At 65.0% G+C, this 24,802-nt stretch carries 30 protein-coding genes and 1 tRNA gene; 15 read left to right on the forward strand and 16 right to left on the reverse strand.

Annotation, left to right across the window (positions count from 1 at the left end):
• Positions 1 to 7: 7 nt before the first annotated feature.
• Positions 8 to 673, reverse strand: coding sequence for a phosphoribosyltransferase (locus QX070_RS00420; RefSeq protein WP_315733827.1), 666 nt, complete (start codon positions 671 to 673; stop codon positions 8 to 10).
• A 101-nt stretch (positions 674 to 774) separates the two neighbouring features.
• On the opposite strand from QX070_RS00420, the gene QX070_RS00425 reads away from it, so the two are divergent.
• Positions 775 to 1,842: a hypothetical protein gene (locus tag QX070_RS00425; protein WP_315733829.1), complete on the forward strand. Its 1,068-nt coding sequence runs from the start codon at positions 775 to 777 to the stop codon at positions 1,840 to 1,842.
• A 16-nt stretch (positions 1,843 to 1,858) separates the two neighbouring features.
• Here QX070_RS00425 and QX070_RS00430 read toward each other — a convergent pair whose 3' ends face one another.
• Positions 1,859 to 2,836 carry a ribose-phosphate diphosphokinase gene (locus tag QX070_RS00430; RefSeq protein WP_315733831.1) on the reverse strand — a complete coding sequence of 326 codons (978 nt, stop codon included), beginning with the start codon at positions 2,834 to 2,836 and terminating at the stop codon, positions 1,859 to 1,861.
• 82 nt (positions 2,837 to 2,918) lie between these two features.
• Complete coding sequence (locus QX070_RS00435; protein WP_315733833.1) at positions 2,919 to 3,485, reverse strand: HPF/RaiA family ribosome-associated protein; 567 nt, start codon at positions 3,483 to 3,485, stop codon at positions 2,919 to 2,921.
• A 228-nt stretch (positions 3,486 to 3,713) separates the two neighbouring features.
• Between QX070_RS00435 and QX070_RS00440 the strand changes: the two genes are divergently transcribed.
• The 3 genes from QX070_RS00440 to QX070_RS00450 are packed head-to-tail and all read left to right on the forward strand — an operon-like array spanning position 3,714 to position 5,298.
• Positions 3,714 to 4,142, forward strand: a complete 429-nt coding sequence (locus QX070_RS00440) for a DUF2267 domain-containing protein (protein WP_315733835.1) — start codon at positions 3,714 to 3,716, stop codon at positions 4,140 to 4,142.
• A gap of 31 nt (positions 4,143 to 4,173) precedes the next feature.
• Positions 4,174 to 4,839, forward strand: coding sequence for a dienelactone hydrolase family protein (locus QX070_RS00445; RefSeq protein WP_315733837.1), 666 nt, complete (start codon positions 4,174 to 4,176; stop codon positions 4,837 to 4,839).
• Positions 4,840 to 4,848: 9 nt separating this feature from the next.
• Positions 4,849 to 5,298, forward strand: coding sequence for a YbhB/YbcL family Raf kinase inhibitor-like protein (locus tag QX070_RS00450; RefSeq protein ID WP_315733839.1), 450 nt, complete (start codon positions 4,849 to 4,851; stop codon positions 5,296 to 5,298).
• Positions 5,299 to 5,755: 457 nt separating this feature from the next.
• On the opposite strand, the gene QX070_RS00455 is transcribed toward QX070_RS00450, so the two are convergent.
• From QX070_RS00455 to mnmA, 7 genes are all read right to left on the reverse strand, one after another.
• Positions 5,756 to 6,064: a hypothetical protein gene (locus QX070_RS00455; RefSeq protein WP_315733842.1), complete on the reverse strand. Its 309-nt coding sequence runs from the start codon at positions 6,062 to 6,064 to the stop codon at positions 5,756 to 5,758.
• A 33-nt stretch (positions 6,065 to 6,097) separates the two neighbouring features.
• Positions 6,098 to 6,460: a hypothetical protein gene (locus tag QX070_RS00460; protein WP_315733844.1), complete on the reverse strand. Its 363-nt coding sequence runs from the start codon at positions 6,458 to 6,460 to the stop codon at positions 6,098 to 6,100.
• Between the two features lie 486 nt (positions 6,461 to 6,946).
• Positions 6,947 to 7,336 carry a hypothetical protein gene (locus QX070_RS00465; RefSeq protein ID WP_315733846.1) on the reverse strand — a complete coding sequence of 130 codons (390 nt, stop codon included), beginning with the start codon at positions 7,334 to 7,336 and terminating at the stop codon, positions 6,947 to 6,949.
• Between the two features lie 106 nt (positions 7,337 to 7,442).
• Positions 7,443 to 7,519, reverse strand: a tRNA-Met gene (locus QX070_RS00470).
• A 239-nt stretch (positions 7,520 to 7,758) separates the two neighbouring features.
• The gene (locus tag QX070_RS00475; protein ID WP_315733848.1) at positions 7,759 to 8,103 is read right to left on the reverse strand and encodes a hypothetical protein; all 345 of its coding nucleotides are present in this window, start codon (positions 8,101 to 8,103) and stop codon (positions 7,759 to 7,761) included.
• A 74-nt stretch (positions 8,104 to 8,177) separates the two neighbouring features.
• Positions 8,178 to 8,813 carry a class I SAM-dependent methyltransferase gene (locus tag QX070_RS00480; RefSeq protein ID WP_315733850.1) on the reverse strand — a complete coding sequence of 212 codons (636 nt, stop codon included), beginning with the start codon at positions 8,811 to 8,813 and terminating at the stop codon, positions 8,178 to 8,180.
• 27 nt (positions 8,814 to 8,840) lie between these two features.
• Entirely contained in the window at positions 8,841 to 10,037 is a 1,197-nt protein-coding gene (gene mnmA, locus QX070_RS00485; protein ID WP_315733852.1) for a tRNA 2-thiouridine(34) synthase MnmA, read from the reverse strand.
• A gap of 355 nt (positions 10,038 to 10,392) precedes the next feature.
• Here mnmA and QX070_RS00490 point away from each other — a divergent pair, with 355 nt between their 5' ends.
• The 9 genes from QX070_RS00490 to QX070_RS00530 all read left to right on the forward strand — a co-directional run bounded on the left by QX070_RS00490 (position 10,393) and on the right by QX070_RS00530 (position 19,219).
• Complete coding sequence (locus QX070_RS00490; RefSeq protein WP_409998863.1) at positions 10,393 to 11,997, forward strand: flagellar hook-length control protein FliK; 1,605 nt, start codon at positions 10,393 to 10,395, stop codon at positions 11,995 to 11,997.
• Positions 11,998 to 12,009: 12 nt separating this feature from the next.
• Positions 12,010 to 12,708, forward strand: a complete 699-nt coding sequence (locus tag QX070_RS00495) for a flagellar hook assembly protein FlgD (protein ID WP_315733856.1) — start codon at positions 12,010 to 12,012, stop codon at positions 12,706 to 12,708.
• Between the two features lie 272 nt (positions 12,709 to 12,980).
• Complete coding sequence (locus QX070_RS00500; protein ID WP_002714638.1) at positions 12,981 to 13,256, forward strand: DUF1153 domain-containing protein; 276 nt, start codon at positions 12,981 to 12,983, stop codon at positions 13,254 to 13,256.
• A gap of 337 nt (positions 13,257 to 13,593) precedes the next feature.
• A complete protein-coding gene (gene fliF, locus QX070_RS00505; protein WP_315733858.1) occupies positions 13,594 to 15,195 on the forward strand; it encodes a flagellar basal-body MS-ring/collar protein FliF in 1,602 nt (533 codons plus the stop codon).
• A 44-nt stretch (positions 15,196 to 15,239) separates the two neighbouring features.
• Positions 15,240 to 16,334, forward strand: coding sequence for a flagellar motor switch protein FliG (gene fliG / locus QX070_RS00510; protein ID WP_315733860.1), 1,095 nt, complete (start codon positions 15,240 to 15,242; stop codon positions 16,332 to 16,334).
• A complete protein-coding gene (locus QX070_RS00515) occupies positions 16,334 to 16,954 on the forward strand; it encodes a FliH/SctL family protein (RefSeq protein WP_315733862.1) in 621 nt (206 codons plus the stop codon). The genes fliG and QX070_RS00515 overlap by 1 nt, the downstream gene beginning before the upstream one ends.
• A 30-nt stretch (positions 16,955 to 16,984) precedes the next feature.
• Positions 16,985 to 17,332, forward strand: a complete 348-nt coding sequence (fliN, locus tag QX070_RS00520) for a flagellar motor switch protein FliN (RefSeq protein WP_315733864.1) — start codon at positions 16,985 to 16,987, stop codon at positions 17,330 to 17,332.
• Between the two features lie 53 nt (positions 17,333 to 17,385).
• A complete protein-coding gene (locus QX070_RS00525) occupies positions 17,386 to 18,765 on the forward strand; it encodes a sigma-54 dependent transcriptional regulator (protein WP_315733866.1) in 1,380 nt (459 codons plus the stop codon).
• A complete protein-coding gene (locus tag QX070_RS00530; protein ID WP_315733868.1) occupies positions 18,695 to 19,219 on the forward strand; it encodes a hypothetical protein in 525 nt (174 codons plus the stop codon). The genes QX070_RS00525 and QX070_RS00530 overlap by 71 nt, the downstream gene beginning before the upstream one ends.
• On the opposite strand, the gene QX070_RS00535 is transcribed toward QX070_RS00530, so the two are convergent.
• The 6 genes from QX070_RS00535 to QX070_RS00560 form a co-directional block, all read right to left on the reverse strand.
• Complete coding sequence (locus tag QX070_RS00535) at positions 19,210 to 19,365, reverse strand: hypothetical protein (protein ID WP_315733870.1); 156 nt, start codon at positions 19,363 to 19,365, stop codon at positions 19,210 to 19,212. The two genes, QX070_RS00530 and QX070_RS00535, sit on opposite strands and share 10 nt — an antisense overlap.
• Positions 19,366 to 19,456: 91 nt before the next feature.
• Positions 19,457 to 20,032 carry a flavin reductase family protein gene (locus tag QX070_RS00540; protein ID WP_315733872.1) on the reverse strand — a complete coding sequence of 192 codons (576 nt, stop codon included), beginning with the start codon at positions 20,030 to 20,032 and terminating at the stop codon, positions 19,457 to 19,459.
• Positions 20,033 to 20,046: 14 nt separating this feature from the next.
• On the reverse strand, positions 20,047 to 20,907 hold the full coding sequence (locus QX070_RS00545; protein ID WP_315733874.1) for an ATP-binding cassette domain-containing protein: 861 nt from the start codon (positions 20,905 to 20,907) through the stop codon (positions 20,047 to 20,049).
• A gap of 9 nt (positions 20,908 to 20,916) precedes the next feature.
• Positions 20,917 to 21,723, reverse strand: coding sequence for an ABC transporter permease subunit (locus QX070_RS00550; protein ID WP_315733876.1), 807 nt, complete (start codon positions 21,721 to 21,723; stop codon positions 20,917 to 20,919).
• The gene (gene ssuD, locus QX070_RS00555) at positions 21,720 to 22,898 is read right to left on the reverse strand and encodes an FMNH2-dependent alkanesulfonate monooxygenase (RefSeq protein ID WP_315733878.1); all 1,179 of its coding nucleotides are present in this window, start codon (positions 22,896 to 22,898) and stop codon (positions 21,720 to 21,722) included. Before ssuD ends, QX070_RS00550 begins: the two co-directional genes overlap by 4 nt.
• A gap of 35 nt (positions 22,899 to 22,933) precedes the next feature.
• Positions 22,934 to 23,890: an aliphatic sulfonate ABC transporter substrate-binding protein gene (locus QX070_RS00560; RefSeq protein ID WP_315733880.1), complete on the reverse strand. Its 957-nt coding sequence runs from the start codon at positions 23,888 to 23,890 to the stop codon at positions 22,934 to 22,936.
• Between the two features lie 385 nt (positions 23,891 to 24,275).
• Between QX070_RS00560 and napE the strand changes: the two genes are divergently transcribed.
• Complete coding sequence (gene napE, locus QX070_RS00565) at positions 24,276 to 24,461, forward strand: periplasmic nitrate reductase, NapE protein (protein ID WP_315733882.1); 186 nt, start codon at positions 24,276 to 24,278, stop codon at positions 24,459 to 24,461.
• 17 nt (positions 24,462 to 24,478) lie between these two features.
• A complete protein-coding gene (locus QX070_RS00570) occupies positions 24,479 to 24,799 on the forward strand; it encodes a chaperone NapD (RefSeq protein ID WP_315733883.1) in 321 nt (106 codons plus the stop codon).
• Positions 24,800 to 24,802: the final 3 nt, after the last annotated feature.

A 24,802-nucleotide genomic window follows, 5' to 3' on the forward strand; every position in this document is an offset into this window, starting at 1 on the left:
CCCGAGATCAGGAGGCCGGTGTCGTCGTCGTCTTCGCCGGGAACCGCTTTAAGGTTGCGATGACCTCGTCATCGCTGACTTGGCCGAAGTCACGATAATAGTAGCCGATCGCGCCAAAGTCTCGCGGCGTGTCCAGGCAAACGACTGCATCGACCTCCGTGTGCAACCGCTGCAAGGTCTCGAGCGGCGCGACCGGGACGGCTAGGACCAACTCCTTCGGCTCTCGTCTTCGCAGCGCGCGGATCGCTGCGAGCGTCGTCGCCCCCGTCGCAATGCCGTCGTCGACGATGATCGCGACCTGCCCTTTGACGTCGGACCGCAGGCGACCGCCAAGATAAAGCTCGCGCCGCCTGTCGATCTCGGCAAGCTCACCGGCGCAGATGGCGTCGAACGTCTTCTCGCTCACGCCGGTCAGATCGATGACGTCCTGATTGCGAACGATAATCGGATCGTCTCCGTCCACCACCGCCCCGATCGCGAGCTCTGGCTGCATGGGCGCGCCGATCTTGCGCACCAGAACCAGATCGAGCGGCGCTTCCAACCGTTCGGCCACCTCAGCCGCCACGGGAACGCCGCCCCGAGGCAACGCCAGAATCACGGGATGGCGGCTCTTGTACTTCAGCAAGGTTTTTGCCAGCTGACGGCCGGCGTCTTCCCGGTCCTGAAACAACATGTCGGCAGATCCGCTTGAATTTTTGTCAGATTATTGCTCCGGCGCCCGGGATCGTTGATCGGTGTCAAACTGTCTCGGTCTTCGTTTGGCAAGTGATTGTCATGCTGGACCGCCAGAACGAGCTCACGACGGACGGTGCCGAGAACGTCAGCGTTTCTGCCCTTTCCGGCAAGGTCGCATTCCTGAGCCGCCCCGAGGGCTACACTCCCGTTCCCGACCGCCTTCAGACGCGCGAGACCCACATGTCCTGGGTCTTCATGAATGGCGGGCGGGTCTACAAGCTCAAGAAGCCGGTCCGTTTTGCCTATCTCGATTTTTCGACTCTGGCTCGCCGCAGGACGGCCTGCCTGGCAGAAGCCAGCCTCAACCACCGGCTGGCACCCGACGTCTATCTCGGCGTCGTTCCGCTGACCGAGACTGCTTCGGGGTACGCGATCGGCGGCTCCGGTCCGGTGGCTGACTGGCTCGTCGTCATGCGCCGACTGAACGAGGACGAAACGCTCGAGGCCATGCTGCGCAACGGCACCGCTCGCCAGACCGATGCCGACCAGCTCGCAGCGGTTCTCGCCGGGTTCTATTCGCATGCTTCGCGGGTCCTGATCGACCCAGAGACCTATTTGGCTTCGTTGCACGAAGCCGCCGTCCTCGATTTGCAAGTCCTGCTGAATCGACGCTTCGCCCTGCCGCACGGCACGATCTTGCGCGTTGCATCCGTTCAACGACGATTTCTCAAGCAGAACGCCCGGATCCTCATCGATCGGGTCTCGCAAAGGCTTATCGTCGATGGTCACGGCGACCTGAGACCAGAGCACATCTGGCTCACGCCTGCCCATCCGATCATCGACTGTCTCGAGTTCAATTCGCGTTTGCGGGCCAGCGATGCACTGGACGAGATCGCGTTTCTGCACCTGGAATGCGAACGGCTTGGCAGCCGATGGTTCGGCGACACGATCCGACAAGGGCTGGCACGCACGCTGCACGATGATCCGGCCAGCGGCGTATTCCTGTTTTATCGAGTTGGTCGCGCGATGCTACGGGCGCGCTTGTCCATCGCGCATTTGCTCGATGCCCGGCCGCGCACGCCGGAAAAATGGCCCCGCGTCGCGCGCCACTATCTCGCCCTTGCCGAAGCCGATGCAAAGCGGCTTGAACGGCTGCTCGCCCGATGATTCGAGCAAGGCTTCGTCAAGCCTGATACATCATCAAATCAGCCAGCGACTCGTTCTGATGCAGCCGTCTGATGGCTTCTGCCAGCAGCGGAGCCGCCGAGATCACCTCAAGCTTGGCGAGAACCGGACCCGGGCGCAGCCGAAACGGCGGAACGGTGTCCGTCGCGATAATGTGATCGATAGACGCGTCCGCAAGTGCCGTTTCCGCCCCCGGCATGAACAGGCCGTGAGCGACACACGCAATGACACTTCCTGCGCCGTGCGCGCGCGCCGCTTTCGCCGCACGCACCAGGGTTCCGCCACTGCTGATGAGATCGTCGACGACGACGCAGAACGCATCAGCCACGTCGCCGGCAAAGAGGTCGCCGGACACCCGGCCGGAGCTGCGATGTTTCTCGACGAAGGCCTTGCCTATGGGTCTCTGCAAGGCCTTTTGCAATGCCTCCCGCAACAGATCGGCCCGCTTGCCACCACCGAGATCGGGAGAGACGACGCTGATCGGCCTGTCGCCGGCGATTGATTTTATCCTTCCGATCAGCAGCGGCGCCGTGGTGAGTGCAATCGAAGGACAGCGGAATGCATTCTCGAAGGCAGCCTCGTTATGCACATCGAGCGTCACCATCCTGGCCGTGCCGACCGCCTCGAACAACGACGCCAGGTAACGGATCGTCACGGGATCATTCTCTTTCGTTCTGCGATCCTTTCGCGCATAGCAAAGATATGGCGTGACCGCGGTCACGCTCGTGGCACCTGCGTCTTTCAGTGCGCCGATCATGAACAACAGACGACAAAGCTTGTCGTTCGGACTCTCAATCGGACCTCCGTGAAGACTGTGAACGACAAAGACATCGCACCCGGCAACCGTATCGAGTGGCCGAACCTTGTGCTCGCCGTCTTCAAAGCTGCGCTCTTCGTGGGCCGCCAGCTTGCAACCCAATGAGGACGCAATCCGCTCGCCCAGCTCCGTGCTGCCATTCAAGGCAAAAAGGCGCAACCGATCGCTCCGCGTCCGTGCGGTACGAGGCGTCCAGCTACTGTCCATTGTGAGCACACCACCAATTGAGATGAGGAACCACCTACGTCCGCATGCCGTGTTTGCTCAGGAGCCTGACCGTGCTGGCCTGAGGCCCCTTTTCTCCGAGCTCCTCGACATAGCCGACACGCGCGCCGACGGCGATGTTCGCGCGGCCTTCCAGAACACTGTTGCAATTGAAATAGACCTCGTGGCCGTCGTCCGCCTCGAGGAACCCGAATTCGCCGCTAGGATCGATCCGTAGCACAGTGCCAACCGGCTCTCCTTGGTGGTGCTTCGTCTCGCGGTGCATCACAAGCACCTGATCCTGCAGTTGCCGCCGCGCCCGCTTGAAAGCGTCGTCCACTGCAAAGGTCGGGTCGGCATACCTTTCATCCTCCTTGGGCGTCCGGCCCACGTTGACTTCGCGCCCGTCGGGAAGAACGAGCCGGATGTTTACCTGGTACTGACCGCCCGTCTTGTGACGCTCGCCAGGGCCTCGCACGATGACGCGCCCTGCGGTCGCTCGACCGAAGCGCTTTTCCAGCTCGGAAATGTGCTGGCTGACCGCAGCTTGCAGCTCAGGAGACGGCGTCAGATTCTCGAATTCGATTTGAGCCGGGGTTTGCATGATCTTGCTCCTCAGAAAAGGCGACCGATCTGAGCACGCCGCCCGCGCACGGCCTTGCGCGAAATCAACCCGGCCCGACGCCCTCAACCAGGTAACTCGCCGCCGGTCCAGAACGCCCGGCGGCGCTCATTTTGTTGCCCTCCTTCGGGGAACTTTGCGGCAGGTCAAAGCAGGCCGAGGACAGGCTGCGACTAATTGACCATCTGTCTCTGTCCTGGGAGCGAGACCATGAGCACAACAACGGGTGTGACTGCATTGGATCATTCGGTTCAGGAAACCAATGTTTGGCTCAAAGCGATCGATGAGCAGTTGGCCCTGGAAAGCCGCCACCATGCCTACAATGCGTTGCGAGCCGTCCTGCACGCGCTGCGCGACCGTCTGCCGCCGGAGGTCGCAGCCAAGCTCGGCGCGCAGCTACCAATCATCGTGCGCGGCATCTACTACGAGGGCTGGCATATGGCGGCGACTCCGACCAAGGAGCGGCACATCGACGAATTTGTAGCGCATGTTGGCCGAGAGCTTCCGCCGCAATTTCCCATCGATCCCCTCACGGCCGCGCGTGGAATCTACGAAGTGCTATGGGAAAAGCTGGATCCCGGCGAATTCGAGAAATTGATGGCCCATCTTCCGGCCCAACTCAGAAACCTCCAGGGCTGACCCAGAAGGGCTGACCCAGAGCGGATGTGTCATGAAGATCGATCAAGCGTTCGACGTTCGCATTCCGCCTTTCGGGCTGGCAGGAACGCTGACCCTGCCGGAAAATGCGCGCGGCCTGGTCGTCTTTGCACACGGCAGCGGCTCAAGCCGATTCAGTATCCGGAACATTGCGGTCGCGCAGGGGCTGAATGAGCGCGGCTTTGCGACGCTGCTATTCGATCTTCTCACGCCGCAAGAAGAGCATGACCGCTCGAACGTTTTCAATATCGGAATGCTTGGAACGCGGCTGGTCGCAGCCGTCGACTGGCTTCAAGGCCTTAAACCGGCGATTGCCGGCCTCCCGGTTGGATTGTTCGGCGCCAGCACCGGCGCCGCGGCCGCCCTTGTTGCCGCGGCTCAATTGCCTCATCGAATTGCCGCCGTAGTCTCCCGCGGCGGCCGTCCGGATTTGGCTGGCGAGGCCTTGTCTCATGTCCATGCGCCAACCCTGCTGATCGTGGGCGGCGCCGACTCCGGCGTGATCGAGCTGAACGAGGAGGCGCTCACCCGGCTTGGCGGGCCAACGGAACTGGAAATCATTCCCGGCGCGACGCACCTGTTTCCAGAGCCGGGCGCAATGAACACCGTCATCGACCATGCCAGCCAGTGGTTCGAGCGATATCTGCGCACACCAGCGCCTGTCCCCACCTCAAGCTAGGAGAGAACCATGGAACTCCTGTCCGGCGCTTTTGTCGACCGATCGACTATTCCGCGACGCTTCACCTGCGACGGCGAAAACCTGTCCCCGCACCTGCAGTGGGCCAACGCACCCGAGGGAACCCGCAGTTATGTCCTGCTCTGTGACGATCCCGATGCCCCAAGCGGCACCTGGCATCATTGGGCGGTCTACGACATCCCACCCACGCAAACCGGCCTTGTGGATGGCGCAGCACAGAAGCCCGGGCTGAAGCAGGCCGCCAACGATTTCCGGAAGATTGGCTATGGAGGACCGTGTCCTCCGCCGGGACATGGCGTCCACCACTATCATTTCCGGCTCCTTGCGCTCTCGGCGGATCATCTGAATCTACGGGCGAATGCTTCGTGCCGCGACGTCGAACGCGAGGCGCGCAAGGTCACCCTTGCCGAGGCCACTCTGGTCGGCCTGTATCATAGATAGTCGCGTGCGAGACGCCGATCGTCACGACCGGCCCAATGTGCCTGGAACTTGCGCCCACAACGGTTTAGCGGACTCTCGACTGAACCCAAATATGAAGTAGGCGATAGGACACTCATCGTCTGAACCGAATGATGGACCAGCGAGACTGGGATCACCGCTGCGAGGGACACTGCCAGCAACCTCGGCCATTCCTCCGGACAGCACATGTCCACCTGCGATATGGACGGGAGGGCTGTAGGTGCGATCGCACGTGCCGGCGTCAGTGATGATGAGACCATTCCAATATCCGTCGTAGCCGTCACCCCGGCCGGAGATCGCCATCCGGTGCGCCTGCCGCGCATCCGCCGCACTGACGAAGGCAGCGGCTACGACCAGCATGGTCCAGAATCCTGCGCGACAAACGTTAGCGCGAATGGTGGGACCGGCGGCTATTGTCATTCCGGGTGCTTAGGGTGCGTCAGGCGTCCAAACTTAACTCGCTGATGTTCTGCCCTCGCCGAAGAAGCTCGTTCTGCACGCGTAGCAGCTCGAGTATCTCTTCATTCTGCGCCTGGAGCTTGGGCAGGACAGACATAACCAGCTTGGGTGGGGCGCCTTCCGGAAGGCTCGCCATTATCCACCCCATGTGGGCGAGCATCTTCTTGTTCACCCAATCACCTGCTGTGCGCGTCAAGCGATGCCGCGGCTCGACCGGAAGACACCGGAGCGCGACCACGCCGCCAACTGCGGCCAACCCCAGCACGACCAATTTGGTCATCCAAGTCATTCCGGCCTCCCTGCGCCGCGCACTACCACGCGCCTACGAAGATTCAGCCCTTCGCGAAAGCGTCTTCCAAAGCAGATAGCCGCCGAGCACGATCAAGATAATGGGCATAAGCGGCAAGGGCAGAGCAACAAGATCCCAGATGCCGGCCGCGAGCATGATGAGCCCCACGATTAAACCAAACATCTCGACCTTCAGGCCCCGTTGCTGTCGCACGATCTGCGCGCCTACAATGAGGACGCCGACTCCTACAAGGAACCAAGCCCAGGGCAGGTCGGCGAGCATGACGACACCGACCCAGATGAAGAACACCGCCCAGGCTGCTGAATCGATCTGGCGAGTGCGTTCGTCTCGGCTCGAAGGTCCCGGTGAGTCAGTCAAAGGCGACTGCACGGACATGGTGCACCTCTTTTGTAAAAAGATCGCGCCGTTACAGCCGACTGCTATTGATCTGGATCAACGGTGCTACTGGCTTTCATTTCGATCGGGTTCGTCCCAATCGACGCGAAGCGCCTCCCCGTCGACCGATCAGGAACGGCCTCCGAGGTGCCTGATCGCATTCTTTCGAAATGGCACAGCGCCCGCTTACCGGTCTTGAATGCTTGACTTGACCTCAATCAGTTTCATCAAGTCGAATATGCCTCATTCTAAATTTAAGATACGCGGCCAAGCCTTACAATTTGAGAACGATGCCCACCATCGCCGATCGCGAACGATATCTCCTACGCCTGTGCTCTACCGAATAGATCGACATCGATTGGTGCTAACGTCCATCGAAGGCACTGCGGTCAGTGGCAAGTTTGAATTTGTTCGCGCTCCAAGTACCAGGTCACTTATCTCGTACGCCGTCGCAATGCATGAGTTGGCGCACATCAAGGACCACAATCAGCGCAGCAACATTGTGCGTGCCCCTTGAGCTTGAGGACAGCGCAACATCGATCTTGTGATCAGGTATATCAGTTCAGAGGAAGATGCCCGACACGGCTTGCCGGAGCGGCCGCAACGCGCACGCGACTGGAGGCGAAGCGCGATCGGATCGAGGGCGAGCGGCAACGCATTGCAGAGCTGAACGAGGGACGACAGCGTGTCGAGGCGGAACGGGCCGCGCTTGCGGAAGCCCCCATCCCTGTGGCCCTGCATCCGGCAACCTTGGATCGCCATGTCGCGACCGTCGACGCGCTGGCGGAAAGGATGGCGGGCCACGCCAGTGCCGACGACGACCGAGGCACCCTGATCGACGATTTCCGGGCCCTCGTGCATGGCGTCGCGGTTCACCCGAAGGGACCCCAGGAGGACTTTGAGATTGAAGTCAAGGGAAAGCTGGCCGCATTGCTCGGGGCAGATGTGTTCCCAGAGGCCCACTACAATAGTGGGTCACGCGTGGTAGCGGGGGAGGGACTCGAACCCCCGACCCCAGGATTATGATTCCCGTGCTCTAACCAGCTGAGCTACCCCGCCACGGTGTTCGATCAAGGCAAGACCCGTCGAAGCGGGCGTCGGGGCCTTGTGAACGGGCGGCATATAAGGAGGCGTCTCCGTCCCTGTCAAGCAAAGCTCGCGGGCCGCAACGGTTTTCGCACCAGCGGATTTCTCGGCGACTCTCCAAGGCCTTGCGGATGTATCCGCCACTCGCCGAGGGGCACGGGCCGACGCGCGCAGGAGAGAGCGGCAGCTCGGCAATGCAGATCACAAGAGGCTCACTTCGGCTGCACGTTCGGATTGCCGCCGGGGCTGCCGGGCGGCGGAATCACCGGCGTCGTGCCGCCCTCGGGGGTCGGCGCGTGCATCTCCGGATCGACCCCGCTCGGCGGACACAACACGCCGTTGGTCTTCGCCAGCTTGTCGCCGAGCGGCTCGCCGGCGCGGCCGGTGGTGATGCCGTCGGGCGTCGCCGTCGCGCGGACGTTCGGCGCGCAGGCGGCATTCGCATCGGGCGCCGGCGCGGTCGCCTGCGGCGGTGTGGCCGGCGTCGGGGGCGCCTGGGCGTGGGCCGCAGCCGCGGCCAGTGCGAACGAGAGGAACAAGGATTGCCTAATGCTCATGACGGGGCAACGCAAACCCCGCGCTCGCGTTCCGCGCGGAGGGCATGGCAAAGCGCTGCCAGAGTATCTGGCGATCAGCCCTTGCGGTAGCGAATGAGCGAGAAGTGTCCGAGCGGCGGCATCGGCCGGCGCTCGGCCAGCGTGACGCCGCCATGCTTCGCGGCCCAGTTCACGAGGCGGGCCCAGGGGAACTCCGGCCGCCAGCCAAGCCGGCGCGCGATCGGCGCGAAAGCGAGCTCGAAGAGGCGGCGCGGGCCGCTCTCGGCGCCGATGTGGTTGACCAGGATCAGCTCGCCGCCGGGCTTCAACACGCGGATGAAATCATCGAGCGTCGCTTCGGGATCCGGCACCGCGGTGATGACGTATTGCGCGACCACCGCGTCGAAGAAATTGTCGGGAAAAGCGAGATGCTTCGCGTCCATCACCGCAAGCGTCTCGACGTTGAAGAGCTTCAGCTCGCGCACGCGGGCCTGCGCCCGCCGCAGCATCGGCTCGGAGATATCGACGCCGCAGATCTTCGTGGTCCGGGCATAGTCCGACAAAGACAGGCCGGTGCCGACGCCGACGTCGAGAATGCGGCCGCCGATGCGATCGGCTTCCGCGATGGTCGATTGGCGGCCCTGATCGAAGACCTTGCCGAACACCAGATCGTAGATCGGCGCCCAGCGCTCATAGGCCTTTTCGACCCCCGCGCGGTCGATGTCCCCCATGCCCCTGCCCCGAATGATGGATGCTGATCAGCCGCGGACCGGCTCGGCCACGCGCTGCGGCCTGATCACGTTGCCGCCCAAGCTGCTGCTTTCCGCAACAGCGCTCTGGATGAAGCCGCCGCCGAGCACGCGGGCGCGGCCGGACGCGGCATCGTAGAACACGCAGGCCTGGCCCGGCGAGACGCCCTCTTCGCCGGCGACGAGCTCGACCTCGTAATGGCCGTCCGCACCGCGCAGCCAGGCCGGCTGCGGCGGCCGCGTCGAGCGCACCCGCACGAACAATTCGAGGCCCTCGCGCGCGGCCGCGTCGAGCGCGCCGTCACCGATCCAGTTGACCTCGCGTAGCGTGATGCGATGCGTCCGCAGCGCCTCGCGCGGGCCGACCACGACGCGGCGGGTGGCGACGTCCAGCTTGACGACGTAGAGCGGCGCGCCGGCAGCGATGCCGAGGCCCTTGCGCTGACCGATCGTGTAGTTCGCGATACCGTGATGCACACCGAGCACGCGGCCCTGGAGATCGACGATCTCGCCCGGCTCCATCGCGTTCGGGCGCAGCTTGCCGATGATGTCGGTGTAGCGGCCGGTCGGCACGAAGCAGATGTCCTGGCTGTCGTGCTTGTCGGCGACCTCCAGGCCGAAGCGGCGCGCGAGCTCGCGCACCTCCGGCTTGGTCATGTCGCCGAGCGGAAAGCGCAGATAATCGAGCTGCTCGCGCGTGGTCGCGAACAGGAAGTAGCTCTGGTCGCGATCGCTGTCCGCCGCGCAAGTGAGCGCGCGCGATCCGTCCGCCAGCCGCCGCGAGGCGACGTAGTGGCCGGTGGCGAGCACGGAGGCGCCGAGCTCGCGCGCGGTCTTCAGGAGATCGCCGAACTTGATGGCGCGGTTGCACTCGATGCACGGCACCGGCGTCTCGCCCGAAGCGTAACTGGCGGCGAAATTGTCGATCACCGACTCGCGGAAGCGGTCTTCGTAGTCCAGCACGTAATGCGGGATGCCGAGGCGCTCGGCGACGTTGCGGGCATCGTGGATGTCCTGGCCGGCGCAGCACGCGCCCTTGCGGTGCGTCGCCGCGCCGTGATCGTAGAGCTGCAGGGTGATGCCGACGACGTCGTAGCCTTCCGACTTCAACAGCGCGGCCGTCACCGACGAGTCCACGCCGCCGGACATGGCGACGACGACCCTGGTGTCTTCGGGACGGCCTTCGAGATCGAGACTGTTGAGCATGATCCGGTCACTGCGATCGCGGCGTCAGGCAACGGGTTCCCGGCGCGGGAACGCCTCGCATGCGCCGTCTTTGCGGATGGCTTGCTTCCGGCGATCTCCGACAGGATGTCCTGATCGGAAACAACACGAAAGCATCTGTCTCTAATATAGGCGCACTTCCTGCGAAGCAATTGCGCCGGTCGCAGATGCCGGCGGCAAATCTTGCCGGCCGGGCAGAAATGGCGAGGACGCGGCGGGGGATCCACGCCGCGATCGATTCCATAAGAATTTGAATTTGTTGACTATTTTTGACAGAACTGGCTTGGCCCGCTCCTTGCTGAACTGCTTCGTCGAGTTCATCGCGAGAGGTTCCAAGGTGTTCAGCGTCACGTCAGACATCCAGGCCGGCACGGCTCTCAAGACCACGGCGCCGAGACAGTCCCGTCAGGATGCTCCGCAGCCGTCCGACAGCTTCTCGGCGCTGGTCGACGCCGCGACTCCGGATCCGTCGACAGCGTCGCCGCCCACCTCCACGTCGCCGTCACCGCGCGCCGGCAGCGCCTCCACCCCGAGCCGCGAGCCGGCGCGGGCCGGCGACGCCGATCGCACCACCCAGGCCAGGTCGCAGGACAAGCCGGCGGACAAGGCCAACGGCAGCAGTGCGGGCGCCGACGCCAGCGGTCCCGATACCACGGCCGACGCGACCACCGGCACGCCGACCAAGACCGATGCGGCCGGGACCGCCGACGGAAAGACCAGCGACGGCAAGACGGGCGACAAGAAGGACGGCGATCAGGCCGGCACGGATGCGAGCGCTGCAACGACCGCTATAGCCGAGCAGACCGTGGCCGTGCCGACGCCGGTCGCCGTCGCTATCCAGCCCGACATCACCCTCGCCAACCCCGCCACCGGCGATGGCACGGCGGACGGCGACGGCACATCCAACGCACCCGGCGCCACCGCGCTCGTCGGAGCATCCGGTGTTGGCCCGCAAGGCTCGGTCGATGCCGCGGCGGGTCTGCTGGCGGCCGCAGCCAAATCCACCGGCGCGGCCAAGGATGCCGACGGAGCCGGATCCGCCGCGGCGGCGCCCGAGACGGCAACGGCGGCCTCCGGCGACGCTGCCGCATCTGCCGATCAGACCTTCACCGCCGCGCTCGATACGGCCGTTCCCGGCGGCACCAAGACGACGGGCAAGCCGGGCACCCAGACCAAGACGGGGCTCGCCGACGGCGCAGCCGGCAAGGTCACCGAACCGGGCAATGGCGACGTCCAGGCCGCTCAGCAGCCGGGCCATGGCCCCCTCGCCCAACAGCCCGCTGTTGCAGCCAAGCCGGACTCCGTCGAGGCCGGCGACGGGAAGGCGAATGGCAACGTGCAGGCACCAGCCTCACATGATCGCAATGCCGCGCCGACGACCAGCCCGACCAACGCGCCGGCGCCCGACCCGAGCGCACAGGCCACGGCCGCCGTGCAGCCCCAGCTGTCGACGCCGGCCGTATCGACCAGCCAGATCACCTCGGCCAACCTGACCGCGACAGCCGCCACGGCGGCCGCTGTGCCGCTGCACGGGCTTGCCGTCGAGATCGCAGCCTCCGCGCTCAACGGCAAGAGCCGCTTCGAGATCAGGCTGGATCCGGCCGAGCTCGGCCGCATCGACGTCCGGATCGACGTCGACCGCAACGGCCAGGTGACCTCGCATCTGCGGGTCGAGAAGCCGGAGACGCTGGCGATGCTGCAGCAGACGGCGCCGCAGCTGCAGCAGGCGCTGCAGGACGCCGGCCTCAAGAGCAACAACAGCGGATTGCAGTTCTCGCTCCGCGACCAGAACTCGTCCGGCCAGAACGGCGGCGATTATCAACAGAATGGCAACGCACAACGCCTGATCGTGACCGAGGACGAAAACGTCCCGGTCCAGCTCGCCGGCCGGTCCTATGGACGGATGTTCGGCGCGCAAGGCGGCGTGGATATCAGGGTTTAACAGGAGGCTTCCATGGCAATCGGCGACGCAATCACGTCAAGCCCGCCAGTCTCGGGCACGACCAACACCAATTCGTCATCCGGAAACAGCAACCTCGGCTCGAGCGCAGGCTCGACGATTGCAGGCAACTTCCAGACCTTCCTGACGCTGCTGACGACGCAGCTGCAGAACCAGAATCCGCTGGATCCGCTCGACACCAACCAGTTCACCCAGCAGCTCGTGCAGTTCGCCGGCGTCGAGCAGCAGCTCAAGACCAACGACCAGCTGGCCTCGCTGCTCACGATGCAGCAGACGGCACAGGCGACCCAGGCGCTGGCCTTCGTCGGCAAGACCGCGGTCGTCGCCGGCGACACCACCAGCCTGTCCAGTGGAAAGGCGAGCTGGGGCCTCACCATCCCCAAGAACTGCAATCTGACGGTCAACATCATCAACAAGGCCGGGCAGACCGTCTTCACCGGCAAATATACGGCCAACGCCGGTGACAACCAGACCTACAGCTGGAATGGTCAGGGCAATGACGGCACGCAATGGCCGGATGGACAGTACAAGATCACGACGGTGGCGACCGACGCCACCAACGGCAATCCGGTTGCGATCAAGACCCAGGTCCAGGGCGCGGTGTCCTCGGTCGACCTGACCCAGCAGCCGCCATTGCTGACGATCGGCGGCCAGACCTACACGGTCAACCAGATCCGGCAGATCGTCGGCTAGCCCCCAAGGCTCGCAACCGGCTCCTGAGACCACGGATGCGCCTGCAGCTGAGCTTGAACATCAAGCTCAGCTGCCGCGGCGACATGTCAGCGTAAGCGCCGGAAATTCTTAACCAATCATTTACCACGATTCCGCTCCCGGGGCGTCTCGCCACCGGAAGTGGCGGCGTTCGCGCACATCGCCGGATTCGCGCCCTTGGCTTAGGCAAATTTTAAGCGAGGCGGCGTAGGGTCTTACCGTGAGTTCAGTGGTTAAGAGTTTGTGAGTACGCCATGACAGAACCCCATCGCCCGAGGGTGAAATACGTCATCGGGCCTGACGGCAGCCCGCTCACCATCGCGGATTTGCCTGCCCCAGGCACCAAGAGGTGGGTCATTCGCCGGAAGGCGGAAGTCGTTGCCGCCGTTCGCGGCGGCTTGCTATCCCTCGAGGAAGCGTGCAGCCGCTACACCCTGACCGTCGACGAATTCCTGTCGTGGCAGTTCTCGATCGACCAGCACGGTCTGGCCGGCCTGCGCACCACCCGAATTCAGCAATATCGCCAATAGATCGTTACCGACGCGACTGGACTTCTTCGAAAATCGGCTTGGCCCTGCCAAGCCGATTTTTTGCATGTCTACACTTTGTTAGGACCCTTTAACCACCGTTAACCATATCGAAACCTTCCCATAGGCAATAATTGCCCAGTGGTTCGTTTCAACCTCCGCAACCCGTCCCGCGAATGGCGGGGGCAGCGGCTGACATCGGATCGCCACCTGGAATGCGGGTGTTGGTGAAGGTTAAGGATTGAATTTCGCGATCTATGCAACCGGCCGTAAAGGCCCGCGAAGCTCAAATCACCTTTCAGCAGCCACCCGTCGAAATGCCGAACTATGGGGCAGTTGCTTGCAAGGTCTCTTGGACTTTCTGAAGGGTTTGGGCGCCGCGCGGCTCACCGCCATGATCGCAGTCACCGCTGCTCTGATCGGCTTCTTCGGTTTCGTCATCATGCGCGTGACGGCGCCGCAGATGACCACCCTCTTCACCGACCTGACCATGGAAGACTCCTCCAGCATCATCAAGGATCTGGAGCGGCAGGGCATCGCCTTCGAGATCCGCAATGAAGGCAGCGTGATCCTGGTGCCGAAGGACAAGGTCACCCGGCTGCGCATGAAGCTCGCCGAGGGCGGCCTGCCCAAGGGCGGTGGCGTCGGCTACGAGATCTTCGACAAGTCGGACGCGCTGGGCACCACGAGCTTCGTCCAGAACATCAACCATCTCCGCGCGCTCGAGGGCGAGCTCGCCCGCACCATCCGCGCCATCGACCGCGTCCAGGCGGCACGCGTCCATCTCGTCCTGCCGGAGCGGCCGCTGTTCTCGCGCGAGACCCCGGAGCCGTCCGCCTCGATCGTCGTGCGCGTGCGCGGCACCCTCGAGCCGGCGCAGATCCGCGCCATCCGCCACCTCGTCGCTTCCGCCGTCAACGGCCTGAAGCCGCAGCGGGTGTCGATCGTCGACGAGGCCGGACAGCTGCTCGCCGACGGCACCCAGACCGACATCGACCAGCAGGTCGGCGACGAGCGCCGCAACGCCTTCGAGAAGCGGATGCGCAAGCAGGTCGAGGACATCGTCTCCTCGGTCGTCGGTGCGGGCCGCGCCCGCGTCCAGCTCTCCGCCGACTTCGACTTCAACCGCATCACTCAGACCTCCGACCGCTACGATCCGGAAGGCCGCGTGCTGCGCTCGAGCCAGACCCGCGAAGAGCAGTCCGCGACCAACGAGAGCAACGGCCAGGTCACGGTCAACAACGAGCTGCCGGGCAACCAGCAGAACCAGCCGCCGCAGCAGCCGCGGGACCAGAGCAAGAAGACCGAAGAGACCAACAATTACGAGATCTCCCGGACCACCAAGACGGAGGTCACCGAGGCCGGACGGGTCAACCGCATCTCGGTCGCGGTGCTGGTCGACGGCGCCTACTCCAAGAACGAAAAGGGCGAGCTGGTCTATCAGGAGCGCAGCAAGGACGAGCTCGACCGCATCGCCGCGCTGGTCCGCTCCGCAATCGGCTTCGACCAGAAGCGCGGCGACCAGGTCGAGGTGGTCAACCTGAAATTCGCCGACGCTCCCACGGTGCCGCAGATCAACGAGCCCACCGGCTTCCTCGGCATGCTCCACTTCACCAAGGATGACGTCATGTACGTCATCGAGCTCGCGGTGATGATGCTGCTCGGCATTGTCGTCGTGTTCATGGTGGTGCGGCCGCTGGTGAAGAAGATCATTGCCACCGAAGAGGTCGCCGCCCTGGGCGGCGGCCTGCCGGCGCTCACCGACGAAACCGTCCAGGCCGCCGCTCACGCCCAGCAGACCGCCAGCCTGATCGACGTCGCCCAGGTCCAGGGCCAGGTCCACGCCCAGTCCGTCCACCGCGTGGGCGAGCTGGCCGACCGCAACCCGGGCGAAGCCGCCGCCATCATCCGCCAGTGGCTCGCCGAGCCGCAGCAGAACTGATCCCACCGACGTGAACCGCCTGAACTGAAAAGAACGTAGACGCCATGTCGCTGCCGCAGACCCAGAACGCCAACGCCAACAACAACGACATTTCCACGGTGATCGCGACGCTGGCGAGCCGCCAGGCGCAGCGCCCGAAGACCGAGCCCTTGAGCGGCCCGCGGCGCGCTGCCGTGATGATGCTCGCGCTCGGCGAGCAGTATGGCGGCAAGATCTGGCAGCAGCTCGATGACGACGAGGTGCGTGAACTGTCGCTCGCGATGTCGACGCTGGGAACCATCGAAGCCGACGTCGTCGAGGACCTGATGCTCGAATTCGTCTCGCGCATGTCTGCTTCCGGCGCGCTGATGGGCAATTTCGACGCCACCGAGCGGCTGCTGCAGCAATATCTGCCGCCGGAGCGCGTCAACGGCATCATGGACGAGATCCGCGGCCCCGCCGGCCGCAACATGTGGGAGAAGCTCTCCAACGTCCAGGAAGAGGTGCTCGCCAACTACCTCAAGAACGAATATCCGCAGACCATCGCGGTCGTGCTGTCCAAGCTGAAGCCGGAGCATGCCGCGCGCGTGCTCGCGATCCTGCCCGAGGACATGGCGCTCGACGTGATCGGCCGCATGCTCCGCATGGAAGCGGTCCAGAAGGAGGTCATCGAGCGGGTAGAGCAGACCTTGCGCACCGAATTCATGTCGAACCTGTCGCAGACCCGCCGCCGCGACGCCCACGAGGTCATGGCCGAGATCTTCAACAATTTCGACCGCCAGACCGAGACCCGCTTCATCACCTCGCTGGAGGAAGATAACCGGGAGTCAGCCGAGCGCATCAAGGCGCTGATGTTCACCTTCGACGACCTGATCAAGCTCGATTCCGCCTCGGCGCAGACGCTGCTGCGCAATGTCGACAAGGACAAGCTCGGCGTGGCGCTCAAGAGCGCCAACGAGGAGGTGCGCAACTTCTTCTTCGGCAACATGTCGTCGCGCGCCGCCAAGATGCTGCAGGACGACATGGCCGCCATGGGACCGGTGCGGCTGCGCGACGTCGACGAGGCGCAGGCCCTGCTCGTCAATCTCGCCAAGGATCTCGCCGCCAAGGGCGAGATCATGCTCAGCAAGAACCGCGCCGACGACGAACTGGTGTATTGATGGCTCAGCCCGCGAAATTCCTGTTCGATACCGACTTCGCCGCGCCGGAGAAGACGACGCGGGAGCGTGCGGCCACGTCCGCCGAGATCGCACAGAAGGTCGCGGCCGCCGAAGCCGCCGCCTACCGCAACGGCTACGAGGCGGCGCAGCGCGAAGCCAAGGTCGAAGCCGACCGCCGCGTCGCGTCGGCGCTGGAGCAGATCAACATCCAGTTGCAGGGCATCTCCGCCCGCTTCGAAGGCATCGAGCAGCGGATGGAAACCGAGGCCGTCGATGTGGCGGTCGCCGTCGCCCGCAAGCTGTGCGCGGCGCTGATCGAGGCGGAGCCGCTCGGCGAGATCGTCGGACTCGTGCACGACTGCTTCGCGCATCTGGTGGCCACGCCACACCTCGTGCTGCGCATCAACGAGACGCTGTACGAGCTCGCCCGCGAGAAGATCGAGAAGCTCGCCAAGCAGAGCGGCTTCGAGGGACGCCTCGTGATCCTCGCCGAGCCGGAGATCGCGACCGGCGACTGCCGCATCGAGTGGGCCGATGGCGGCGTGGTGCTGGAGCGCGCTGCGATCGACGCCAAGATCAACGAGCTGGTCGGACGCTACATGGCGTCCAGGAAGAACTAGGCCGCTGTGGCGGCCGAAGGAGTTTAAGTCATGAGCGACAACGAGATCCCGCTTCCCGACCTCAATTCCGCGGACGCGCCTCCGTTGGGCGGGGACGTCGGCTACAACGAAGAAGAGCATGCCGCGCGCATCGCGGCCGACCTCGAGGCGGTGTTCGACGTCCCGGTTCAGGTCTCGGCCGTGCTCGGCCGCTCGAAGATGGATGTTGGCGAGCTCCTGAAGCTCGGGCCCGGCACTGTGCTCGAGCTCGACCGCAAGGTCGGCGAGGCGATCGACATCTACGTCAACAACCGGCTCGTGGCACGCGGCGAGGTGGTTCTGGTCGAAGACAAGCTCGGCGTGACGATGACCGAAATCATCAAGTCCGACCGCAACTGACAGGCATGACCTGCGTGCCGATCGAGAGCGGCGCGACCGAATAGGAGACCAACATGCGGCTTCTCATCGTCGGAACGCTGAAGGGCCAGTTGACGACGGCCACCAAGATCGCCATGGAGAACGGCGCCACCGTCACCCATGCCGAGGACAACGAGCAGGCGATGCGCGTGCTGCGCGGCGGCAAGGGCGCCGACCTGCTGCTGGTCGACGTCGCGCTCGACATCCGCGACCTGGTGATGCGGCTCGACGCCGAGCACATCCACGTGCCGATCGTCGCCTGCGGCATCACCAGTGATGCACGCGCCGCGGTCGCCGCCATCCATGCCGGCGCCAAGGAATACATTCCGCTGCCGCCGGATCCCGAGCTGATCGCGGCGGTGCTCGCCGCCGTCGCCAACGATTCGCGCGACCTCGTCTATCGCGACGAGGCGATGGCGAAGGTGATCAAGCTTGCCCAGCAGATCGCCGGCTCCGACGCCTCGGTGATGATCACCGGCGAGTCCGGCACCGGCAAGGAGGTGCTGGCGCGCTACGTCCACACCCGCTCGGCCCGCGCCAAGCGTCCCTTCATCTCGATCAACTGCGCCGCGATCCCCGAGCATCTGCTGGAATCCGAGCTGTTCGGCCACGAGAAAGGCGCCTTCACCGGCGCGGTCGCCCGCCGCATCGGCAAGTTCGAGGAGGCCAATGGCGGCACCCTGCTGCTCGACGAAATCTCGGAAATGGACGTGCGGCTGCAGTCCAAGCTGCTGCGCGCGATCCAGGAGCGCGTGATCGACCGCGTCGGCGGCACCCGCCCGGTGCCGGTCGATATCCGCATCATCGCGACCTCCAACCGCAACCTTGCCGACGCCGTTCGCGAGGGCACGTTCCGCGAGGACCTGCTGTTCCGCCTCAACGTCGTCAACCTGAAGATCCCGCCGCTGCGCGAGCGCCCCGCCGACATTCTCGAGCTGGCACAGCATTTCGCGCGCAAATACTCCGAGGCCAATGCCGTGCCGCTGCGGCCGATCTCGGCGGAAGCCAAGCGCATCCTCACCACCAATCGCTGGCCGGGGAACGTGCGCGAGCTGGAGAACACGATGCATCGCGCGGTGCTGATGGCGCAGGGCGACGAGATCGGGCCGGATGCCATCCTCACGCCGGACGGCACCCGTCTCGACATCGGCAAGACCCAGCCTGCTGTCGCGCATGCTACGATGGCCGCGGAACAGGTTACACGCGCTTTGGTCGGCCGCACGGTCGCCGATGTCGAACGTGACCTGATCCTGGAGACCCTAAAGCACTGCCTGGGCAACCGGACACATGCGGCCAATATCTTGGGCATCTCGATCCGCACGTTGCGCAACAAGCTCAACGAATATGCCGACGGCGGCGTGCCGATCCCGCCGCCAGGCTCCGGCGACACGCCGCGCGTGCCGAGCGCCGTATAATCTGCCCATCCGGATCGTTCTCGGCGGCGCGCTGGCCCTCGGCGCGCCGCTTGCCGTTTCGCCGGCTGATGCCGCAACGCGCGGCGTGCTGTCCGGCTGCTGGGAGCAGACGTCGCACGCGCCGCTCGTCAATCCGTCGTCGGGTCAGGAATGGGGCGCCCGGAGCTGGTGCTTCGCAGGCAAGGGCAAGCTGATCTCGCGAACGATCGCCTGTGGCAGGGAGGGCTGTGACGGCTGGGACAATGAACGCAGCTATCGCTGGCGGCCGCCCACCCTCTCGTTGTCCGATGCCGAGACGTCGCCGGATGGCGGGCGCATCAAAGTGTGGCGCCGCTGCCGCGTGCAGTTTCTGACCGACGATTGGATGCAGCTACAGGACTGTCAGCAGTCCCCGGATCCGTGGGTTCGCGAGAACACGCCGGCGCGTCGTCGCCGGGCACCACCTCACGAATAGTTCGGCGCCTCGGGATTGCGGAAGATGTGAATGGGATCGCCGGGCGTGAACTCGCGTTGCGTCAGCACGGCATAGGCATAGAGCGCGAGATACAGGATCGCGACGGTGCCGATCACGTAGAGCGCCCAGGTTCCGATCCGTTTCATCAGCTCCGCCGCAAACACCGCCTCAAGGCCGCGGTGCTTTTACGGCGTTCAGCTTCGGGACGCCACCCTGCGACCAACCGCCGCTCACCCCCTACGGCACGTCCTGCGGATCGGCCCCGCCGAGGGGGCCAAGTCGGGCGATGTCCGCGTCGCGGTCGACGTGCACATAGCCGCCATGCCAATACGCCAGGGCTGCCGCTTGCGGCGCCACCTCGACATGCACCACGCGGCCGATCACGATGCCATGGGAATGCCGCTCGATGATCTCCTCGACCTCGCAGTCCAGCGCGGCGAGCGCCCCGACCAGGAGCGGCACGCCGGTCACGTGCTTGCGCCACTCGGCGCCGGCGAACCGCTCGGCGCCTCTGAGACCGCCTTTACCCGAGAACCGCTCGGCCACGCCGATCTGGTCCGCGGCGAGCAGATTGGCGCCGAAAACACGCTCCCGCTGCAGGATCGGCCAGGACGAGGCGTTCCGATTGAGGCTCACGATCACGGACGCCGGCTCGATCGAGAGCGATGACAGCGAACTCACCGTCATGCCGGTGACCTCATCGCCCCGCCCCACCGTGATCACGCTCACGCCCCCGACCAGTTGGCGCATCGCGGAGCGGAAATCGGGCTGAAGCGCGGTGACGTCGGGCATGAGGCGGACGATGGAGTTCATTGCGGTATTATCTCCTAACCCGTCGTGCCCGGTCCGAGCAACTGGCCCAGGATCGAGCCTTCCAGCGCCGCAAGCTCCGCCGAGCCGCGCTGGCGCGGGCGCGGCAGATCGACCCTGATGTCCTCGGCGATCCGGCCATTCTCGATGACCAGAACCCGGTCGGCCAGGGCCACGGCTTCCGCCACGTCATGGGTGACCAGGATTGCGGTGAAGGTTTGATCGGCCCAGACCCGCTCCAGCAGCCGCTGCATCGCGATCCGCGTCAACGCATCGAGGGCGCCGAGCGGCTCGTCGAACGCCAGCAGGCGCGGACCGCTGACGAGCGCGCGCGCCAGCGCGACGCGCTGCTTCTGGCCGCCGGACAGCACCGCCGGCCATTGGTCGCGCTTGTCGGCGAGACCCACTTCCTCCAGCGCCTGCCGCGCGCGCTCATGCGCGCCGGCGGCCTTGCGCTCGCGGCCGAGGCCGACCTCGACATTGCCGAGCACCCGCGCCCACGGCAGCAGCCGCGGTTCCTGGAACATGACGCGGACGTCCTCTGGCCGCGCCGCGGCTTCACCGAAGCTGATGCTGCCCGACGTCGGCTTGTCCAGACCTGCGATCAGGCGGAGCAGCGTGCTCTTGCCGCAGCCACTCTGACCGACGATCGCGACGAACTGACCGGCCGGAATCTCGAGATCGATGCCGCGCAGCACCTCGTTGTCGCCGAACGCCTTGCGAAGGTCGCGGATCACCAGCGGCAGGCCGCGCGTCTCGGGTTTGGCCGGGGTCACGCCTGGCTTCCTCGCGTGGCGGAAGGCCTCAGCCTGCCCGATCACGTCAGCGCCGTCGATCGCCTCGGCGCCGGACACGGGAATTCGGAGCGCTTGCTGCATTTACGAACCTCAATGTTTGCTGAAGGCCGGATGCCAGGACAGCGTCATCCGTTCCAGCACCCGCGAAGCGCTGTCGGCGACCTTGCCCAGCAGGGCGTAGATCAGGATGGAGAGCACGACGACGTCGATCTGCATGAACTCGCGCGCCTGCATCGCCATGTAGCCGAGGCCTGAAGAGGCCGCGATCGTCTCGGCGACAATCAAGGTGAGCCACATGATGCCGAGCGCGAAGCGCAGGCCGACGAAGATCGACGGCAGCGCGCCGGGGAAGATCACGCGGCGAAACAGCTCGCCGTCGGTCATGCCGTAGACGCGGCCCATTTCAATGAGTTGCGGATCGACGGTGCGAATCCCGTGCAGCGTGTTGAGGTAGACGGGGAAGAACACGCCGAGGGCCACCAGGAACAGTTTTGCGCTCTCGTCGATGCCGAACCACAGGATGACCAGCGGGATCAGCGCCAGATGTGGCACGTTGCGCACCATCTGCAAGGTGGTGTCCGTCAGCTTCGCCGACAGCTGCGACAGGCCATTGGCGAGCCCGAAGGCGAAGCCGATGCTGCCGCCGATCAAGAAGCCGATCGAGGCGCGCCAGAAGCTGACCCAGATGTTGCGGCCGAGCTCACCCGACCACAGCAGCTTCCACCCGGCGCGCGCGACGTCGCTCGGCGCCGGCAGCACCCGCGGCGACACGAGACCGGCGACCGAGGCCGCCTGCCAGATCAGAATGATCGCGAGCGGAACCAGCCAGGGCAGAAATCCATCCGCCTTTGGCACCCTGAGCTTGCGAACCTTGGGAAGGCTTTCGATCAGGCTCATGATTGCGACGCCCGCTGCAGGGGACGATGCTCGTTGGCGATGGTCTCACCGAATGGGCCGGTGTTGGTGCGCAGTTTGGTCACGTTGCCGGCCTGCTCCGACACGTTCAGCCCAAGCTTGGGAAACACCAGCTCGGCGAAGCGGTAGGCTTCTTCGAGGTGCGGGTAGCCGGACAGGATGAAGGTGTCGATGCCAAGCTCCTGGTAATCGCGGATGCGCGCCGCGACCGTGTCGGGATCACCGACCAGCGCGGTGCCGGCGCCACCGCGGACCAGCCCGACGCCGGCCCACAAATTGGGGCTGATCTCGAGCTTGTCGCGCCGGCCGCCGTGGAGCTGCGACATGCGCTGCTGGCCGACCGAATCCATCCGCGCAAAAATCTTCTGTGCCGAGGCGATGGTGTCGTCGGTGACGTGCTTGATGAGGTCGTCGGCGGCCGCCCACGCCTCCGCGTTGGTCTCGCGCACGATCACGTGCAGGCGGATGCCGAACGACAGCCTGCGGCCACGGCTGTCGGCGACGGCTCTCACCTTGGCGATCTTCGCCGCGACATCTGCCGGCGGCTCGCCCCAGGTAAGATACTTCTCGACCGTATCGACGGCGACGTCGATGCCGGCATCCGACGAGCCACCGAAGAACAGCGGCGGGCGTGGCGACTGCACCGGTGGGAACAGCAGCCGGCCGTCCTCCACCTTGATGTGCTTGCCGGCGAAGTTGACGGCTTCGCCTTCGAGCAGCGCGTTGTAGACGGTGAGAAACTCGCGGGTGACCTCGTAGCGCTCCTCATGCGACAGGAAGATGCCGTCGCCCTTGTTCTCGACCGGATCGCCGCCGGTGACGACGTTGACCAGCAGGCGTCCGTTGGTGACACGGTCGAGCGTCGCGGTCATGCGCGCGGCCACGGCCGGCGATTGCAGACCCGGACGCACCGCCACGAGATAGCGCAGCTTCTCGGTGAATGGCGCCACGGCCGACGCCACGATCCAGGAATCCTCGCAGCTGCGTCCCGTCGGGATCAGCACGCCGAAATAGCCGAGCTGGTCGGCGGCCTGCGCGACCTGGCGCAGATAGTTGAAGTTGACCTCGCGGCCGCCTTGCGAGGTGCCGAGATAGCGGCCGTCGCCATGGGTCGGCAGGAACCACAGCACATTTGGCTTCGACGAAGCGTTGCTCATGTCGTTGTCTTTCGGATTGGTGTCGCGATCTGGCGTCAGGTGGACGGCGTCCACTTCCAGACGATGTCGGCGACGTTGACTTGTTTCGGGATGAGCCCGACCCGGGCGAAGCGGTCGGCGACGGCCTGCTGGCTCTTGATCACCTCGTCGTCGATCGGCACGACGCTATAGACCGAGCGGTCGACGAAGCGCTTGACCGCCTCAAGATCGACGCCGGTGGCCTCGGCCTGGGCCTTGGCGACCTCCTCGTGATGGCTGTTGGCCCACACGCCTTCCGCGGCGAAGGCGGCGTTCAGCCTGGCCACCACGGCCGGGTACTTTTCGACGAAGTCGGAGCCGACGATGTAGAACGAGTTCGGCTTGTGCACGTCTTTGTCCCACGCGATCACCCGCGCATTCTCCTTGAGCTCGGCGAGCGCGAGATATGGATCCCAGATCGACCAGGCGTCGACCGAGCCCTTGACGAAGGCGGCGGTGGCATCGGCGGGCGCGAGCGGCGCCGGCGTGATGTCGGTCCAGGACAGGCCCGCCTTCTCCAGCGCGGCGACCAGGAGATTGTGCGCGCTCGAGCCCTTGCCGAAGGCGACGCGCTTGCCCTTGAGATCGACGAGCGACTTGATCGGCGAGTCCTTGGGCACGATGATCGCCTGGCTGCTGCCGTTCTGCTTGACGGCCGCCGCGTAGCGGATCTTGGCACTGGCGGCCTGCGCGAAGATCGGCGGCGCGTCGCCGACATAGCCGAAATCGACGCTGCCGACATTGATGGCCTCCAGCAGCGGCGGGCCGAACTGGAAGTCGACCCAGACGATGTCGATGCCGACAGGCTTGAACGTATCCTCGATGGTGCGGCGCGCCTTCACCGCCGGGAAGAAGCCGCCCTTCTGGGTGCCGATGCGGATCTCCTTCGGCTTGTCCTCGGCGCGCAGCGGCGCCGCTGAGGCCATCACCGCAGCCGATGCCAACGACAGTTTCAGAAAATCACGCCGCTTCATTGCCCTCTCCGATCACCCTTGCGCATCTACGTTGATGCGATGCACAGGATGATGGTGGCGGGCGAAACGCGTGTCGAGCACCCCTGGAAAATAGTGATGCCGGTCCTCTCGGCTCACGACCAGAGGGGATGATCGTATCGAGGCCCCCACGCAAAGCAGCGAGAATTTCTCGCAAGCAAAGATGCGATCACGCGTCTTCACGGCCCATCAACCAAGATCTCGGTGGGACCGGCGCGACTCCGCTCTGGCGGTGCGCCGGTGTGCGCGAGGTTCCGCCCGCTTGATCCAGGTCAACGCCGGTTTCCGGAGCTTTCTTAAACATAAAATTAGGCGCGGCCCGGATGCCGCAATCCCTCCTGAACCTCCCCTAGCAGAGAATTCTCTCATGTCGCTCGTTGGCAGCGATGCGAACGCGCATGCGCGTCGCAGACGCATGGAAATTTTTGCCTTCCTGTTTCTCACCGCCGTGCTGATGCCCGCGCTCGCGGTCGCCACCGTCGGCTCCTACGGGCTCACGGTGTGGGTCTACCAGATGATGGTCGGGCCGCCCGGCCCGCCTGCTGCGCATTGATTGGAACGACCACGCCTATGCTCTCCCACCGCACCTCCCTCGACCGCCGCGCGCTGATCACCGGCCGTGTCCTCACCGCCGATCCCGTCGTCGCGCCGGCCAAGGGCGAGATCGCCAGCATCATCGTGCAGACCCGCCCCGAGCAGCTCGATCGCGTCGAAGCCGACATCCTCGCGCTGTCCGGCTGCGAGATCCACGGCCGCGACGAGCGTGGCAAGCTGATCGTGGTCGTCGATGCGCCCGATGCCGGCGCGCTCGGCGCCACCATGAACCGGATCGGACTGCTGCCGCACGTGCACTCCGCCTGCCTCGTCTTCCACGCCATCGACGCCGGCTAATCA

Source organism: Bradyrhizobium sp. SZCCHNR1093 (assembly GCF_032381175.1).
Taxonomy (GTDB): domain Bacteria; phylum Pseudomonadota; class Alphaproteobacteria; order Rhizobiales; family Xanthobacteraceae; genus Bradyrhizobium.